We start from the raw sequence: 16,046 nt of genomic DNA on the forward strand, positions 1-16,046 counted from the left end.
TCGTCAGATTCCGGTTCGCGCCACCGCGCAGACCGTGGCGCCGGACGCTCAGCCGTGCCCGACCCGCAGCATCTCGGCGACGCTGACCAGCTTGACGCGGGGCCGGCCGTGCGGCTCCCCGGTGGACCGCTCGTGCGCGTCGATCAGCTGCCAGTGCTCGGCGGTGACCAGCTCGGGCTGGCGGGACAGCAGCCACTTCTCCAGCTGCACGTCGTAGTCGGCGTCGACATCGGGCAGTTCGGCTGCTGCTGCCCGGGAGGCCAGGTCGGCGGCGAGGGTGTCGACGGTGGCCTGCGAGTCGCTCTTGTTCGAACCGATCACCCCGGATGGTCCGCGCTTGATCCACCCGACCACGTACTGATTGCGGGTGCCTTCGATACGGCCGTCGGTGTGCGGAATGGTGCAGCTGCGCTCGTCGAACGGCAGACCCGGCGTCGGCACCCCGCGGTAGCCGACCGCCCGCACCACCAGATCGACCGGTAGCACTTCGCGCTCCCCGGTGTCGCGGGCGCTGACCCTGCCGAGTTCGTCGGTGACGAGTTCATTGCGGCCCAGCACGATCTCCTGCACCCGGCCCTCGCCGCGGATCTCGATGGGGGAGGTGCGGAACCGGAATACGATGCGGCGATTGCCCGGATGCTGCTCGCGGCCGACGTAGCCGCTGAGCACCTTGAAGTTCGCCCTCGGGTGTTTGCCGGCGGCTTCGGCGTCGGCCTCGGTGATCCCGGCCAGTTCCTCGGGCGGGATCACCACGTCGACGTTCTCGAGGCTTTTCATCTCGCCCAGTTCGCGCAGCTCCGGGCTGGTGAAGGTGGCTTGCAGCAGGCCGCGGCGGCCGATGACCACCACCTCTTCGATACCGCGCGGGTCGAGCAGTTCCAGCGCGTGGTCGGCGATGTCGGTGTTGCGCAGTTCGTCGGGGTCGCTGACCAGGATGCGTGCCACGTCCAGGGCCACATTGCCGTTGCCGATCACCACCGCGCGCTTGCCGCTCAGGTCCGGGGTCATGTCCTTGAAGTGCGGGTGGCAGTTGTACCAGCCGACGAAGTCGACGGCGGCGACGCTGCCGGGCAGATCCTCGCCCGGGATGCCCAGGTGCCGGTCGGACTGGGCGCCGACGGCGTAGATCACCGCGTCGTAGCGTTCGGCGAGTTCCGCGGCCTGTACGTGCTCGCCGACGGCGATGTTGCCGAAGAACCGGAACCGCGGATCGGCCGCGGTCTTCTCGAACTGCGCGCTGATCGACTTGATCTTCGGGTGATCGGGTGCCACGCCGGAGCGCACCAGACCCCACGGCGTCGGCAGCATCTCCAGCATGTCCACGCGCACGTCGACCTCACCGCCGGCGGCCAGCTTGAGCAGGGAGGCCGCGGCGAAATACCCGGACGGGCCGGAGCCGACGATCGCGACGTGGTAGGGCCGCATCCTCGAACCTTCTTTCCTGTCGGGAAGTCGTGCATGCACCGGCGTATCCCCGATGCTAGAGGTCGACTCCCGATGCTCGCCGGTAACCTCGATAAACGTGGAACCCGACCGCCAGTCCGACATCGCCGCCCTCGACGCCACATTGACCACGGTGGAGCGGGTGTTAGACGTCGATGGCCTGCGCAGCCGCATCGACAAGCTCGAGCACGAGGCGTCCGACCCCAACCTGTGGGACGACCAGGCCCGCGCCCAGCGGGTGACCAGCGAGTTGTCACATGCCCAGGGCGAGCTGCGCCGGGTGGAGGAACTGCGCCGCCGCCTCGACGACCTGCCGGTGCTTTACGAGCTGGCGGCCGAGGAGGAGGGACAGGCTGCAACCGATGCGGTGGCCGAAGCCGACGCCGAACTCGCCTCACTGCGCGCCGACATCGAGGCGATGGAGGTGCGCACGCTGCTGTCCGGCGAGTACGACGAACGCGAGGCACTGGTCACCATCCGCTCCGGTGCGGGCGGCGTGGATGCCGCGGACTGGGCGGAGATGCTGATGCGGATGTACATCCGCTGGGCCGAGCAGCACAAGTACGGCGTCGAGGTTTTCGACACCTCCTACGCCGAAGAGGCCGGGATCAAGAGCGCGACATTCGCGGTGCACGCCCCGTTCGCCTACGGCACGCTGTCGGTGGAGCAGGGCACGCACCGGCTGGTGCGGATCAGCCCGTTCGACAACCAGAGCCGCCGGCAGACGTCGTTCGCCGAGGTCGAGGTGCTGCCGGTGGTGGAGACCACCGACCACATCGACATCCCCGAAGGCGATGTGCGGGTCGACGTCTACCGCTCCAGCGGGCCGGGTGGGCAGTCGGTGAACACCACCGACTCGGCGGTGCGCCTTACCCACATCCCGACCGGCATCGTCGTCACCTGCCAGAACGAGAAGTCGCAGCTGCAGAACAAGGTGTCGGCGATGCGGGTGCTGCAGGCGAAGTTGTTGGAGCGCAAGCGTTTAGAGGAACGCGCCGAACTCGACGCGCTCAAGGGCGACGGCGGCAGCTCGTGGGGCAACCAGATGCGCTCCTATGTGCTGCACCCCTATCAGATGGTCAAGGACCTGCGCACCGAGTACGAGGTGGGCAACCCGGCAGCGGTGCTCGACGGTGACATCGACGGATTCCTGGAAGCCGGAATCCGGTGGCGCAACAGGCCGGAGGGCGACTGACCTCATGGTGGTGGCGTTCTCGCCGGGACAGCGCTGGCATGACCTGTGGCACGGTGCCATCGGCGAGTGGGTGATCACCAAGGGATTGCGGATCGTCCTGCTGCTGATCGGGGCGGTGCTGGCGTCGCGATTCATCACCTGGGCGGCGCGTCGGGTCACGCGTCGCCTCGAACTCGGCTTTCAGGCCAGTGACGCGCTGGTGCGCTCGGAGGCCTCCAAGCATCGCCAGGCGGTCGCCTCGGTGATCTCCTGGGTGTCGGTGGTGCTGCTCGGGGTGGTGGTGGCCGTCCAGATCACCGGCATCCTCGATGTGCCGATCGGCTCGCTGGTGGGGCCGGCCGCGGTGATCGGCGGCGCGCTCGGTTTCGGCGCCCAGAAACTGGTGCAGGATCTGCTCAGCGGCTTTTTCATCATCACCGAGAAGCAGTACGGCTTCGGCGACCTGGTGCAGCTGAGCATGATCGGCGCGACGGTCGAGGCGCTGGGGACCGTCGAAGACGTGACCTTGCGGGTGACCAAATTGCGCACCCCCAACGGCGAGGTCTTCACGGTCCCGAACGGCAACATCGTCCGGTCGTTGAACCTGTCCAAGGACTGGGCACGGGCCGTCGTCGACATCCCGGTTCCCACCACCGCCGATCTGAACCGGGTCAACGAGGTGCTGCACCAGGTGTGTGAGAACGCGCGCGAGGCCGACGCCCCGCTGCGCGACCTGCTCTTGGACGAGCCGTCGATCATGGGGGTGGAGAGCATCGAACTCGGTGTGGTCAATCTGCGCATGGTGGCCCGCACCCTGCCCGGCAAGCAGTTCGAGGTGGGACGCCGGCTGCGCATTCAGGTGGTGCGAGCGCTGGCCTCGGCCGGTGTCGTCACCGCCGGTGAGGTGAAGCCGGTGGAGACGCCGTGAATATCAGCCTGAACAAGCCGGAGACCGCCCGCGCCGCGGCCAAGCGGCGCTGGCCGGTGCACCTGTTCAATGGCCGGATCCGCACCTCGACCGTGGTGTTGATCATCGCGTTCGCGGTGGTGTGGTGGGTGTATGACACCTACCGGACCGAGCCGACACCGCCGGCCGCCCCCCAGGTGGTGCCACCCGGTTTCATCCCCGACCCGGCCTACACCTGGGTGCCGCGCACCAAGTTGCAGCAGCCGCCGGTGACTGTCACCGAGACGGTCACCCCCACACCGACCACGACCGAGGCGCCGCCGCCGACCACCGAGACACCGCCGCCGCCGTCACCGGTGCCCGGGTTTCCGTTCTGTCCGCCGCTGTGCCCGCCTCCCGCCCCGGCTCCGCCCGAACAGGTGCCGCCGCCGGCGCCTGGGCTGCCGCAACCGCCGCCACTACCCGGCGCCCCGCACGCCCCCGCCCCGCCGCCACCGGGTCCGCCGACTTCGTATCCTGCGGCGCCGTAGATGTGGCCTGACCGGCGCCGGCACGCCGCACGGCTAAACTGCGTGCCGTGATGATCACGCTCGACCATGTCACCAAGCAGTACAAATCGTCGGCGCGGCCGGCGTTGGACAACATCAACGTCAAGATCGACAAGGGCGAGTTCGTGTTCCTGATCGGACCGTCCGGTTCGGGCAAGTCGACGTTCATGCGGCTGCTGCTGGCCGAGGAGACCCCCACCAAGGGCGACATCCAAGTGTCGAAGTTCCACGTCAACAAGCTGCCCGGTCGCCACATCCCGAGCCTGCGCCAGGTGCTGGGCTGCGTGTTCCAGGACTTCCGGCTGCTGCAGCAGAAGACTGTTTTCGAGAACGTCGCGTTCGCCCTCGAGGTGATCGGCAAGAAACCGGAGATGATCAACCGGGTGGTCCCGGAGGTGCTGGAGATGGTCGGGTTGTCCGGCAAAGCCAACCGGCTGCCCGGCGAGTTGTCGGGAGGGGAGCAGCAGCGGGTGGCCATCGCGCGCGCGTTCGTCAACCGGCCGCTGGTGCTGCTTGCCGACGAGCCCACCGGCAACCTCGACCCGGAGACCAGTGAGGACATCATGGATCTGCTGGAGCGGATCAACCGCACCGGGACCACGGTGCTGATGGCGACGCACGACCACCACATCGTCGACTCGATGCGCCAACGGGTCGTCGAGCTGTCACTGGGGCGGCTGGTGCGCGACGAACAGCGCGGGGTCTACGGGATGGACCGCTGACGTGCGCTTCGGTTTCCTCTTCAACGAAGTCCTGACCGGACTGCGCCGCAATGTCACCATGACGGTGGCGATGATCCTGACCACGGCGATCTCGATCGGGTTGTTCGGCGGCGGCCTGCTGGTGGTGCGCTTGGCCGATCAGTCCCGCAACATCTACCTGGACCGGGTCGAATCGCAGGTGTTTTTGAATCCCGACGTCGCCGCCGACGACCCGAACTGTGACGCGCCGGCCTGTAAGGCGCTGCGCGAGCGCATCGAGGCACGCGACGACGTGAAGTCGGTCCGCTATCTCAATTCCGACGACGCCTACGCCGACGCGATCCGCAAGTTCCCGGAGTTCAAGGATGTGGCCAGCAAGGACTCCTTCCCGGCGTCGTTCATCGTCAAGTTGGAAAACCCTGAGCAGAGTAGGGATTTCGACGCCGCGATGGCCGACCAGCCCGGTGTGCTCAGCGTGCTCAACCAGAAGAAGCTGATCGACCGGCTCTTCGCCGTGCTCGACGGGCTCTCCAGCGCTGCGTTCGCCGTTGCCCTGGTGCAGGCGATCGGGGCGGTGTTATTGATTGCCAACATGGTTCAGGTCGCCGCGTACACCCGCCGCACCGAGGTATCGATCATGCGACTGGTGGGGGCCAGCCGCTGGTACACCCAGTTGCCGTTCCTGCTGGAGGCGGTGCTGGCCGCGACCGTGGGCGTCATCATCGCGGTCATCGGCTTGATCGTGGTGCGGGCATTGTTCCTCGACAACGCGCTCAGCCAGTTCTATCAGGCACATCTGATCGCCCGTATCGACTACGCAGACATCTTGTACATCTCACCGATCCTGCTGTTGCTGGGCGCAGCGATGGCCGGGGCGACGGCGTATGTGACGCTTCGTCTGTACGTCCGGCGGTAGTGGTGGCCAAGAAGGCGGCGGGCAAGCGCACCGACAAACCGGCCAAGCAGATCATTGCGTCGAATCGCAAAGCACGGCACAACTATTCGATTCTGGACGTCTACGAGGCCGGGGTGGCGCTGGTGGGCACCGAGGTGAAGAGCCTGCGGGCGGGCCAGGCCTCCCTGGTCGATGCGTTCGCCACCGTCGACGACGGGGAGGTGTGGCTGCGCAACATGCACATCCCCGAGTACCGGCACGGCAGTTGGACCAACCATGACCCGCGACGCACCCGCAAGCTGCTGTTGCACCGACGCCAGATCGACACGCTGATCGGCAAGATTCGCGACGGCAACCTCACCTTGGTGCCGCTGTCGGTGTACTTCACCGAAGGCAAGGTGAAAGTCGAACTGGCGCTTGCCCGCGGCAAGCAGGCCCACGACAAGCGGCAGGATCTCGCTCGCCGGGATGCCCAGCGCGAGGTGTCGCGCGCGCTGGGACGACGCGCCAAGGGCATGTGATCGGGGCAGGGCTGGCACTGCTGTCAGCGGCCGGCTTCGGGTTCAGCGATTTCGCCGGCGGCCTGGCCGCGCGCCGGGTACCGGCGCTGCGGGTGGTGCTGGTGTCCTACCCGGTGGCGCTGATGTTGTTGGGCACGCTGGCGATCGCGGTCGGTGGGCCGATCCCGCCGGGAGCAATCGGCTGGGGCCTGGCCTCCGGGCTGGCGCTGGGACTGGGCGGGTGGTGGTTCTACGCCGCCCTGGGTTCGGGTCCGATCGCGGTGGTATCCCCGGTCTCGGCGGTGCTGACCGCGGGGGTACCGGTCGTCATCGGTGTCCTGCAGGGAGAGCGGCCCGGCACGGTGGCCGCGGCCGGAATCGTGCTGGCCCTGGTCGCCGTCGCCTTGGTGAGCCGGCAGGCCACCGACGAGGACATCCGCCCGCACCGGTTCACCCGCAAGGTGGCGTGGCTGACCGTCGGCGCCGGCGTGGCGTTCGGTCTGGACTTCGTGTTCATCCACGAGGCCCCGGCCGACTCCGGACTGTGGCCGCTGGCGTTCGCGCGGGTGGCGGCCGCGGTGCTGGTGGTCACCGCGGCGACCGGCGCCGGGGAGCTGCGGGTGCCCACCGGCGCGACGCTGCGGCTGGCGCTGCTGGCGGGGCTGGCCGATACCGGCGCCAACGTCGCGATGCTGCTGGCCCTGCGCGGATCGGAGCTGTCGCTGGCCAGCGTGCTGATCTCGCTGTTCCCGGCGGTGACGGTGGTGCTGGCCATCGTGGTGCTGCGCGAGCGGGTGCATCGTGGGCAGCTGGTCGGCATGGTGGCGGCGGTGGTTTCGGTGGCGATGATCACCGCCGGATAGCGGCCGGGTTTAGCATCGGAATCCATGACCGACCCTGCCCTGACGCGGCTCGACAAGTCCGAGGTGTTGGCAGGGCTGTTCGCCTGCTGGGATGGCCTCGATAAGTTGCTGGGCGGTTTGACCGACCAGCAGTGGTCGCAGCCGGTGCCGTTGCCGGGGTGGTCGGTGCACGACGTGGTGGCACACCTCGTCGGAACCGAATCGATGCTGCTCGGAACGCCCACGCCGCAAAGCGATCTCGACGTCTCGGCGCTCGAACACGTTCGCAACGAGATCGGGGCGAACAACGAGTGCTGGGTCCGTCATCTGCGTGGCGAATCTCCGGCGGATCTGCTGGGGCGGTTCCGGTCGGTGACCGAGCAGCGACGCGCGGTGCTAGCGGCGCTGTCCGGCGACGACTGGAACGCGCCGACTATGACACCGGTCGGTCCGGACAGCTACGGCCGGTTCATCCGGGTGCGGGTCTTCGACTGCTGGATGCATGAGCTCGACATCCGTGACGGGGTGGGACTGCCGGCCTCAGATGCCGAGCTGGCCGGCCCGGCGGCCGCGCTGGCTCTCGACGAGATGTCCGCCGCGATGGGAAGGGTGGTGGGCAAGCTCGGCGGGGCGCCGCAGGGCTCCCGGGTGGCCATCGAGCTGACCGGGCCACTGGCGCGGACCATCCGGGTGACGGTCGACGGCCGCGGCCGGGTTGTCGACGACTTCGGCGGCGAGGCGCCCACCGCGGTGATCCGGATGGACGGGCTGGCGTTCACCCGGGTGGCCGGCGGGCGCGCAGCTCCCGGGGCGGTCGACTTCGACGGGGACCGGGCGGTCGGTGCCCGCATCGTCGAGCATCTGAACTTCGTCATCTGAGGTGCCGCCCCAGGCCGGGCCCGGGAAGAAAATGTCGCGGCCTGTCGTTGCAGACCGGTACCATGGGTTGTCTCGCCGAACCGGCGGGGGAGCGCAAGAGATATACGGACAGGGGGCTGAAAGGTTTCGACTTCGCGCGTCGAATCAAGGGAAGCGTGCCGGTGCAGGCAGGAGACCACCGTAAGCGTCGCTGTAACCAAGTAAGCGCCAAGGTTGCACTTACTCCGGCTAAGGTCGCTCTCCAGAGCGACTTCGCCCTCGCTGCCTAAGCGACGGCGGGCCTGTCAGACCGGGACCTCCCTCGGCCCGGACCCTGGCATCGACTAGAGGGATCCACCGATACGTCCGGTCGCGGGATGTATCGGGACACCAACAGCGACTGGGATCGTCATCTCGGCTAGTTCGCGTGACCGGGAGATCCAAGTAGAGGCATAGCGAACTGCGCACGGAGAAGCCTTGAGGGAATGCCGTAGGACCCGGGTTCGATTCCCGGCAGCTCCACCCCGAGAAGCTGGCCAGAGCACAAGCTCTGGCCAGCTTTCGTTTTCGGCCCGCCGGGGGCCGGCTTGCCGGCGATACGCTGGGGTATGACCGCGAAAACCACGATCCGGGTGGCCCGCGTCTACGACGAACCCCGCGCCGAAGACGGGCAACGCATACTCGTCGACCGGGTGTGGCCGCGCGGATTCCGCAAGGACGACCCGCGGGTGGGGCACTGGTTCAAAGACGCGGCACCGTCTCCGGAGCTGCGCAGTTGGTACAACCACCAGCCGGAGCGTTTCGAAGAGTTCGTCTCCCGCTACGAAGCGGAACTGCGCTCCCCGCAGGGCGCCACAGCGTTCAACGCCCTGCGCGCGCTGACCCGCGGCAAGAAGACCGTCACCCTGGTGACCGCGACTCGCGACGTGGAGGGCAGCCAGGCGGCGGTGCTGGCCAAGTTGCTGGCCCGACCGTGACGGCGCGCCAAGCCTAGCCGCGGCCCGCGGTGGTGATCAGCGCTCCGATCGGGATGCTCACGATCAGGGCCGCGATGAAGAGCCGGTAGGCGACCAGCGCCCAGCCGCGTCGCGCGGCACGGCGCACCACGTAGAGCAGCCATGCCAGCACACCCAACAGCAGCGCCGAACCGATGTCGAACACCACGATGTGGTCGGTGACCACACCCAGCACGATCGCCGCTCCGGAGGCGTTGAACGCCAGCGCGGTGACCCTCGCCGCGCCCGCCGGCAGTGGCTCAGCGGCCAATAACGCTTGACCCGCACCCAACACCAGCTGGCCGACGCCGAGCACCAGCACCAGGTAGGCGACCGCCCAGACGCCGTGGCGGGTCAGTGCCGGCGCAGCAATGGCGGCGGCCAGCCCGCCGCCGCCCACGATCGCGACGGCGCCGGCCACCGCAAACGGTGCGAACGCGGCCCGCTGATCCCATAACGCCAGCACCACCGGCCGCCGTGCCGGGTCGTCATCCATCGCTGGGCCCTCTCTGCGCCGCGGTAGCTCTTCATGATCAAGCTTGCGGGCCTGAGATTACCGGGGGCGGACCGATGACCCGGCTCACAGCGATCCCTACCGCGGATTCCAGGTCTTGCCGAACCGTTGCCTAAAATCGGCAGGTGACTTCTGACTCCCCGGCCGCCCGCATGCGGCTGCCGCGGGAAGTCTTCGTGTTGCTCGGCGCCAACTTCTTGATCGCGCTCGGCTACGGGGTGGTGTCGCCGGTCTTGCCGGTCTATGCCCGCCATTTCGGGGTGAGTATCTCCGCGACGACCTTCCTCATCACCGCATTCGCGCTGATGCGCCTGTGCTTCGCGCCGGTGAGCGGTCTGCTGGTGCAGCGGCTGGGAGAACGCCGGGTCTATGTGACCGGCCTGTTGATCGTCTCGGTCTCGACCACCGCCTGTGCATTCGTCCAAACCTACTGGCAGCTGCTGCTTTTCCGCGCGCTCGGCGGCGTCGGGTCGACGATGTTCTTCATCGCGGCGGTGGGCCTGATGATCCGGATCAGCCCGGCCGATGCCCGCGGGCGGGTCGCCGGGATGTTCGCTACCGCGTTCCTGCTGGGCACCGTCGGCGGTCCGGTATTGGGCAGTCTCACAGCGGGTTTCGGGTTGAGCGCCCCGTTTTTGTTCTACGGATCGGTGCTGCTGGTGGCGGCCACCGGCGTATTCGTCAGTCTGCGTAATTCGCACCTGGCCGAACCGGCTGACTCGACGGGACCCACGGTGTCGGTGCGCGCGGCGCTGCGCCACCGGGCCTACCGCTCGGCGCTGTTGTCGAACTTCGCCACCGGCTGGTCGGTATTCGGCCTGCGGGTGGCGTTGGTGCCGCTGTTCGTCACCGAAGTCCTGGACCGCGGACCCGCCGTCGCCGGTCTGGCACTGGCAACGATCGGGATCGGCAATGTCTGCGCGGTGCTGCCCAGCGGCCACCTCTCCGACCGGATCGGCCGGCGGGGCCCACTCATCCTCGGGCTCGCGGTGGCCGGCGCCGCGACGATCCTGCTCGGTGCCAGCGGCTCGCTGGCGGTGTTCCTGATCGCGGCGTACCTGGCCGGGCTGGCCTCGGGAATGTACGGGGCGCCGCAGCAGGCCGTCATCGCCGATCTGGTCGGCAACCAGGCCCGGGCCGGCACCGCGGTGGCGACCTATCAGATGATGGCCGACCTCGGGTCGATCGTCGGGTCGCTGGCGGTCGGCCAGATCGCCCAGCGGCTCTCGTTCGAGTGGGGGTTCGCGATCAGCGGCGCCGTGCTGCTGGTCGCCGCCGTCGCCTGGGTGCTGGCGCCAGAGACGCGGGCCCGCAGCCCGATCGGCGGGATCACCGGCGAGGCGTGGTTAGGCTCGGTTGATGGTGACGCTGGACCGGCTGGTCAACGTGGTGGGCAGCTACGGGGTACGCCTGCGGTTCTGCTCCGTCCCGCGGACGACGCCGCTGAGCAGCGTGGTGATGCACGAGGTGACCGGTGAGCGCGCCGTCATCGGCGACGTTCTGCTGGCCGTCGGCGCGCGTTCGGTAAAAGAGGCGGTGCGCTGGGCGGTGGCCGCCAAGGCCGTCGCCGTGCTGGTGCGCGACGCCGAGGACAAGACCGCGTTCGCCGGCGAGGGCGAGTCGCTGGCCGTGCTGGTGGTGGATCCGGCGGTGTCCTGGAGCGAACTGGCCGCGGTGGTCTACGGGCTGGTGCTCGAAGGCCGGGAGACCGAATCCGGCCGCGGGCCTACCGATCTGTTCGCGGTGGCCGACAGCCTGGCCGATGCCGTCGGCGGAGCGGTCACCGTCGAAGACCAGCTCGGCCGGGTGCTGGCCTACTCGCGAGGCCAGCGGCACGCCGATCCGGCACGGTCGGCGACGATCCTCAACCGGCAGGAGGCCGGGCCGCTGCGGGAGCTATTCGAAAAGCGCGGCGTGCTAGAGCATCTGGATCGCCACGATGAACCGCTGTTCGTCGCCGCCGAACCCGAGCACGGGCTGACCGGCCGGATGGTCGTGGCGGTACGGGCCGGCCGCGAGCTGCTGGGAGCGGTGTGGGTGGCCTGCCCGGCCCCCCTGCGTGGCCAACGGCTGACGGCACTGGCCGACGGAGCACGCACGGTGGCATTGCACGTCCTGCGATCCCGGGCCAGTGCGGACCTGGAGCGTCAGGTCGAATCCGATTGGGTGACGCGGCTACTGGACGGTCGAACCGACCCGGCCGACGCCGCCGCCCTGGTCGCCAGGCTGGGGCTGCCGCAGGCGCCGCTGCGGGTGATCGCCGTGCACACCCGGATCGCCACGCAGCCGCATGCCGGGCTGTTGCTGGCCTTCGAGGCCGTCACCACCGGATTCGGCTGGTCGCGCCCCGGCCGCAGCGCGCTGGACGCCAACACCGTCTACACGGTGCTGCCCGCCCAGGACGCGGCGCAGGCCCGGCACTGGGTGAGCGGGCTGCGCTCGGCGCTGCCGCAACAGGCCAGTGTGCTGGCGGGGATCAGCGCGGTCGCCGGCGTGGCCGAGCTGGCCGCGGCGCGCCGGGAGGCCGAAGAATGCCTGGCGCTGCACGAAGCCGGGCCGCCCGACGCCGCGCCGCCGGCCTACGACGAGGCCTGGGACGAGATCGTGCTGCGACGGCTGTATACCGCGGCCCGCGCCGGCCGGGTCCCGGCCCGCGGGCCGGTCGCCGAACTGCGCCGCCACGATGCGGCACACGGCACGCCGTATGTGGCCACGCTGCGCGCCTGGCTCGACGCCCAGGGCGATCTGGCGCGGGCGGCCGAGCGCCTCGGCGTGCACGAGAACACGATGCGCTACCGGTTGCGCAAGATGGCCGAGGTGACGCCTCTGGGCCTCGACGATGCGCGCACCCGATTCGCGGCGATGATCGAGCTGGCGGCCGGTGACATGTCGGTTTTCGACAAACGCTGACCTCGTCGTTGTGTGATTAGGTCAAACCGGTTTCCGGCGATCGCCGCATCATGGGATACATGGGTGCGGGCAATCGGATCGACGGCGCGCCACGGTCGGTGATCGTGGTGGGCGCCGGCATCGTCGGGTTGTCCACCGCCTGGTTCCTGCAGGAACGCGGGGTCGAGGTCACCGTCGTCGATCGCGTCGGCGTCGCGGCCGGCTCCTCGTGGGGCAACGCCGGCTGGATCTCCCCGGCGCTGGCCATACCCCTGAATGAGCCGGCCAATCTGCGCTTCGGACTGCGGTCCCTGCTGAGCCGGGGTGCGCCGCTGCAGGTGCCGCTCAACGCGGGCCCGGGGCTGTGGAGCTTTCTGGCGCGTTTCGCCGCCAACAGCCGCCCGTCGACCTGGCGCCGTGCGGTGCGGGCCAACGCGCCGCTGAGTGCGGAATGCATCGAGGCCTACGACGTGCTGGTGGCCAACGGGGTGGACGCGCCGGTCACCGATGCACCGATCACCGCGATCTTTCGCACTTCGGCCGACGCCGAGCGCCTGCTCGACGAGCTGCGGCGGTTCTCCGAGGCCGGCAGGCCGGTGTTCTGCACCGAACTGACCGGTGCGGCGCTGCGGGAACGGGTGCCGCTGGCGTCGTCGGCGGTCGCCGCCGCGGTGCAGATCGACGGCCAGCGGTTCCTCGACCCGGGCCGGTTCGTCACCGCGCTGGGACGCGCGGTGGTGCAGCGCGGCGCCGCGCTGCACACGGTGGACGTCGCCGACGTGACGCCGGCCGCAGACGGTGTGGTGGTGACCGGCCGTGACGGGACGACGCTGACGGCGGCCGCGGCGGTGATCGCCAGCGGCGCCTGGCTGTCGCAGCTGGCGGCCCGTTGGATTCGGGTGCCGGTGCGCGCCGGGCGCGGCTACTCCTTCACGGTTCCGGTCGACGGGCCGGTCACCGGCCCGATCTACCTTCCGGACGCCCGAGTGGCCTGCACACCGCTGAACGCCAAGCTGCGGGTCGCCGGCACCATGGAGTTCGGCGATCCGGACGCCCCGATCAATCCCGCCCGCGTCGAAGCCATCGTCGCGGCGACCCGGCCGCTGCTGGACGGGGTGCGCTGGGCGGAGCGCACCGAAGTGTGGGTGGGTCCGCGCCCGGTCAGCCCCGATGGGCGCCCCCTGGTGGGGGAGGTGTGTCCGCGCACCGTTTACGTCGCCGGCGGCCACGGGATGTGGGGGCTGACGCACGGCCCGGTGACCGGGCGGCTGCTCGCCGAGCAGATCACCACCGGCAAGCAGTCCACTGTGTTGCGTGAACTCGATCCGCTGCGCTGAAACTAGTTCGTACCCAAGCCAATTGCAGTTTGTAAAGGAGATCGTCGATGGCTGATTCGCAAGGTGTCTGGATGACACAGCAGACCAAGGACCGGCTGCTGGCCGAGCTGGCCGAATTGTCCGAGCCGCACATCGGTTCAGGCACCGCCGACATCAGCGAGCAGCAGGCGCGCCAGGCTCGGATCCACCAGATCCACGATCTGCTGTCGGTGGCGGTCGTGGGGGAGGACCCGCCGGACGACGGGGTGGCCGAGCCCGGCATGGTGCTCACCGTGCGCTACGACGACGGGGAGACCGAGACCTTCCTGCTCGGGGTGCGCGACGACGACCAGAGCGGGCTGGAGGTCTATTCGCCGCAATCGCCGCTCGGCAAGGCCATCGCCGGAGCGCGCCCCGGCGAGCAGCGCAGCTATCAGGTGCCCAGCGGCGCCAACGTGACGGTCACCCTGCTCGACGCGGTGCCCTACGGGTTGCATCAGACCCAGCACCCGGCCTGAATGCCGGGGTGAGCGACCAGGCGTTTTGAGCCTGGGTATGGCGGTGGTGTAGCTTCGATGAGCACGACACCGCGGGGCTATGGCGCAGCTGGTAGCGCACCACACTGGCAGTGTGGGGGTCAGGGGTTCGAGTCCCCTTAGCTCCACTCATTTCTTGAGTCTCGACGTTCATCGCGCATTGAGCATGCAAATATGCGGTAAACCGGCAGCTGAACGCAGAATCAACGTCGCCGATCCGCATCAATGCGATAACGAATCACATTGCGGTCGGAGTTACTTACAACGCTGTGATACGGTTCATTCGCAGTCAAAAACTGCGTGTCCGGGGGGCTGGATACTAACAATCGGAGCGTACGTTGAAGAGCCTCGGGAGACCCGGTATCGCGATATTCGCCGGTATTGGCTTGTGTGCAAGTGCACTGATTTTCAGTGCCAGTGCGGTAGCTGCGCCATTTTCGATGGTGCCGTTGCCGGTGGGTGGGCCGGTGTGCAATGGCGGCCTCACCGCGTTCGTGGGTCCGGCGGGTGCCGGAGCGCCGGCGGAGGCGACACTGGTCGACACCACCGCGGTGGTGGCCGGGGCTCCCTGCGGGCCCGCCGTTGCGGACCTGACGACGCTCGCGGCTCCCGTTGTGCCGATGGGGCTTCCCGGCCCGGTGCCGCCGGTGCCGATCGCCCCGATTCCGGTGCTGCCGGGTGCGCCTCCACCGATCCCCTTAGTGGCGCCAGGGCCGGCCGGTGCCGCGGCAGCGAGCCCGGTGGCGGGTGTGCTGGCCGACGCCAGCGCCCCCATCGGCTTGGCCGGCGGCACTAAATAACGCCCGGCAAACAGGGCCCGCAAGCATCTGCTTGCGGGCCCTGTTCTATCGCGCCCGAATTCGCCGCACTCGCTACCGCAGCTTTTCGGCAGAACCGTTATGCACCTGAGGCCGCAATGCGTTTTCGCCGTAAGGAAATAGTGCTACAAGTCAACCGGCCACAATTCGTCGCGGCGCGCCCACACAATAGGCGGCAATATCGTCGACGATATCCCGGTAGAACCGCTCCATGCATTTCTCGGTGACATAACCCAGGTGCGGAGTGAGTACGGTATTGGGCAGCCCCGTCAAGGGGTGGCCGGGCGGCAGCGGCTCCTCACCGTAGACGTCGAGCGCCGCACCTTTGATCCGCTTCGCGCGCAGCGCCTCGATCAGCGCCGCCTCGTCGATCAGGCCGCCGCGTGCGGTGTTGACCAGGATCGCGCTGGACTTCATCGCCGCGAGCTCGGCGCGGCCGACGACGCCCCGGGTGGCCTCGGACAGCACCAGGTGAACCGAGACCACATCGGCGGTGGCGAACAAGCTGTGCCGGTCCAGCAGCTCCGCCCGCGCTTCGGCGGCACGTTCCGCGGTCAGGTTGGGGCTCCACGCCGTCACCCGCATACCGAAGGCGTGGCCCACCGCGGCGACCCGCCGACCGATCCGGCCCAGTCCGACCAGTCCCAGCGTCGCCCCGGCAAGATCGGCGCCGACGGTCTGTTGCCAGCGCCCGGCGCGCACCGCCCGGTCCTCGACGATCAGGTGGCGTTGCAGGGCGTGGATCAACGCCCAAGTGAGTTCGACCGTCGAGGTGATGATGCCGCCGGTTCCGCACACCGTGATCCCCAGCCGGCGGGCCGCCGCCGTGTCAATGGCGGCGTTGAACGGTCCGGTCGTCACCAGCAGCTTCAGCGACGGCAACCGGCCGAGCAGCTCGGCGTCGATCGGGGTGCGCTCGCGCATCGCCACCACGACCTCGCGCCCGGCGAGCAGGGCGAGGAGTTCGTCGCCGGGTGCGATGTGCTCGCGCAGCGCTAACAGGTCGATGGGCCGCGGGATAGCTGACCAGTCGACGGTTTCGGCGATGCCCTGGTAGTCGTCGAGGACCGCGATACGCAGCGGTATCGAGGCGGTGGCCATCATCAGACC

The 16,046-nt window shown here is 68.9% G+C and carries 17 protein-coding genes, 1 tRNA gene and 1 other RNA gene; 16 read left to right on the forward strand and 3 right to left on the reverse strand.

All coding sequences use genetic code 11. From position 1 onward, the window contains the following. Positions 1 to 48: 48 nt before the first annotated feature. Complete coding sequence (locus A5694_RS13040; RefSeq protein WP_064922248.1) at positions 49 to 1,425, reverse strand: FAD-dependent oxidoreductase; 1,377 nt, start codon at positions 1,423 to 1,425, stop codon at positions 49 to 51. Between the two features lie 97 nt (positions 1,426 to 1,522). Here A5694_RS13040 and prfB point away from each other — a divergent pair, with 97 nt between their 5' ends. The 10 genes from prfB to A5694_RS13090 all read left to right on the forward strand — a co-directional run bounded on the left by prfB (position 1,523) and on the right by A5694_RS13090 (position 8,845). After that, positions 1,523 to 2,638: a peptide chain release factor 2 gene (gene prfB / locus A5694_RS13045; RefSeq protein ID WP_064922249.1), complete on the forward strand. Its 1,116-nt coding sequence runs from the start codon at positions 1,523 to 1,525 to the stop codon at positions 2,636 to 2,638. Between the two features lie 4 nt (positions 2,639 to 2,642). Continuing rightward, positions 2,643 to 3,545, forward strand: coding sequence for a mechanosensitive ion channel family protein (locus tag A5694_RS13050; protein WP_064922250.1), 903 nt, complete (start codon positions 2,643 to 2,645; stop codon positions 3,543 to 3,545). After that, complete coding sequence (locus tag A5694_RS24090) at positions 3,542 to 4,054, forward strand: hypothetical protein (protein WP_064922251.1); 513 nt, start codon at positions 3,542 to 3,544, stop codon at positions 4,052 to 4,054. Before A5694_RS13050 ends, A5694_RS24090 begins: the two co-directional genes overlap by 4 nt. Before the next feature lie 50 nt (positions 4,055 to 4,104). Further along, the gene (gene ftsE, locus A5694_RS13060) at positions 4,105 to 4,794 is read left to right on the forward strand and encodes a cell division ATP-binding protein FtsE (protein WP_064922252.1); all 690 of its coding nucleotides are present in this window, start codon (positions 4,105 to 4,107) and stop codon (positions 4,792 to 4,794) included. A gap of 1 nt (position 4,795) precedes the next feature. Next, entirely contained in the window at positions 4,796 to 5,689 is an 894-nt protein-coding gene (gene ftsX / locus A5694_RS13065) for a permease-like cell division protein FtsX (RefSeq protein ID WP_064922253.1), read from the forward strand. Positions 5,690 to 5,691: 2 nt separating this feature from the next. Continuing rightward, positions 5,692 to 6,189: an SsrA-binding protein SmpB gene (gene smpB, locus A5694_RS13070; protein WP_064922289.1), complete on the forward strand. Its 498-nt coding sequence runs from the start codon at positions 5,692 to 5,694 to the stop codon at positions 6,187 to 6,189. Next, on the forward strand, positions 6,186 to 7,031 hold the full coding sequence (locus A5694_RS13075; protein ID WP_185746755.1) for an EamA family transporter: 846 nt from the start codon (positions 6,186 to 6,188) through the stop codon (positions 7,029 to 7,031). Before smpB ends, A5694_RS13075 begins: the two co-directional genes overlap by 4 nt. 24 nt (positions 7,032 to 7,055) lie before the next feature. Next, a complete protein-coding gene (locus tag A5694_RS13080) occupies positions 7,056 to 7,889 on the forward strand; it encodes a maleylpyruvate isomerase family mycothiol-dependent enzyme (RefSeq protein WP_064922254.1) in 834 nt (277 codons plus the stop codon). 112 nt (positions 7,890 to 8,001) lie between these two features. Next, positions 8,002 to 8,393: a transfer-messenger RNA gene (gene ssrA, locus A5694_RS13085) on the forward strand. An 83-nt stretch (positions 8,394 to 8,476) separates the two neighbouring features. Next, the gene (locus A5694_RS13090) at positions 8,477 to 8,845 is read left to right on the forward strand and encodes a DUF488 domain-containing protein (RefSeq protein ID WP_064922255.1); all 369 of its coding nucleotides are present in this window, start codon (positions 8,477 to 8,479) and stop codon (positions 8,843 to 8,845) included. A gap of 13 nt (positions 8,846 to 8,858) precedes the next feature. Here the strand turns inward: A5694_RS13090 and A5694_RS13095 are convergent, their stop codons facing one another. Next, a complete protein-coding gene (locus tag A5694_RS13095; RefSeq protein WP_082952650.1) occupies positions 8,859 to 9,359 on the reverse strand; it encodes a hypothetical protein in 501 nt (166 codons plus the stop codon). Positions 9,360 to 9,529: 170 nt separating this feature from the next. Here A5694_RS13095 and A5694_RS13100 point away from each other — a divergent pair, with 170 nt between their 5' ends. The 6 genes from A5694_RS13100 to A5694_RS13125 all read left to right on the forward strand — a co-directional run bounded on the left by A5694_RS13100 (position 9,530) and on the right by A5694_RS13125 (position 14,918). After that, positions 9,530 to 10,855, forward strand: a complete 1,326-nt coding sequence (locus tag A5694_RS13100) for an MFS transporter (protein ID WP_082952651.1) — start codon at positions 9,530 to 9,532, stop codon at positions 10,853 to 10,855. Beyond that, positions 10,737 to 12,287, forward strand: coding sequence for a PucR family transcriptional regulator (locus tag A5694_RS13105; RefSeq protein WP_064922256.1), 1,551 nt, complete (start codon positions 10,737 to 10,739; stop codon positions 12,285 to 12,287). The genes A5694_RS13100 and A5694_RS13105 overlap by 119 nt, the downstream gene beginning before the upstream one ends. Before the next feature lie 59 nt (positions 12,288 to 12,346). Then, positions 12,347 to 13,603: an NAD(P)/FAD-dependent oxidoreductase gene (locus A5694_RS13110; protein WP_064922257.1), complete on the forward strand. Its 1,257-nt coding sequence runs from the start codon at positions 12,347 to 12,349 to the stop codon at positions 13,601 to 13,603. 47 nt (positions 13,604 to 13,650) lie between these two features. Continuing rightward, on the forward strand, positions 13,651 to 14,100 hold the full coding sequence (locus A5694_RS13115; RefSeq protein ID WP_064922258.1) for a GreA/GreB family elongation factor: 450 nt from the start codon (positions 13,651 to 13,653) through the stop codon (positions 14,098 to 14,100). A gap of 73 nt (positions 14,101 to 14,173) precedes the next feature. After that, positions 14,174 to 14,246, forward strand: a tRNA-Ala gene (locus tag A5694_RS13120). Between the two features lie 312 nt (positions 14,247 to 14,558). Continuing rightward, entirely contained in the window at positions 14,559 to 14,918 is a 360-nt protein-coding gene (locus A5694_RS13125) for a hypothetical protein (protein WP_064922259.1), read from the forward strand. A gap of 150 nt (positions 14,919 to 15,068) precedes the next feature. Here the strand turns inward: A5694_RS13125 and A5694_RS13130 are convergent, their stop codons facing one another. Continuing rightward, positions 15,069 to 16,037, reverse strand: coding sequence for a D-2-hydroxyacid dehydrogenase family protein (locus A5694_RS13130; protein ID WP_185746685.1), 969 nt, complete (start codon positions 16,035 to 16,037; stop codon positions 15,069 to 15,071). Positions 16,038 to 16,046 lie beyond the last annotated feature (9 nt).

The sequence above is a fragment of the Mycolicibacter sinensis genome (assembly GCF_001667945.1).
In the GTDB taxonomy this organism is placed as follows: domain Bacteria; phylum Actinomycetota; class Actinomycetes; order Mycobacteriales; family Mycobacteriaceae; genus Mycobacterium; species Mycobacterium sinense_B.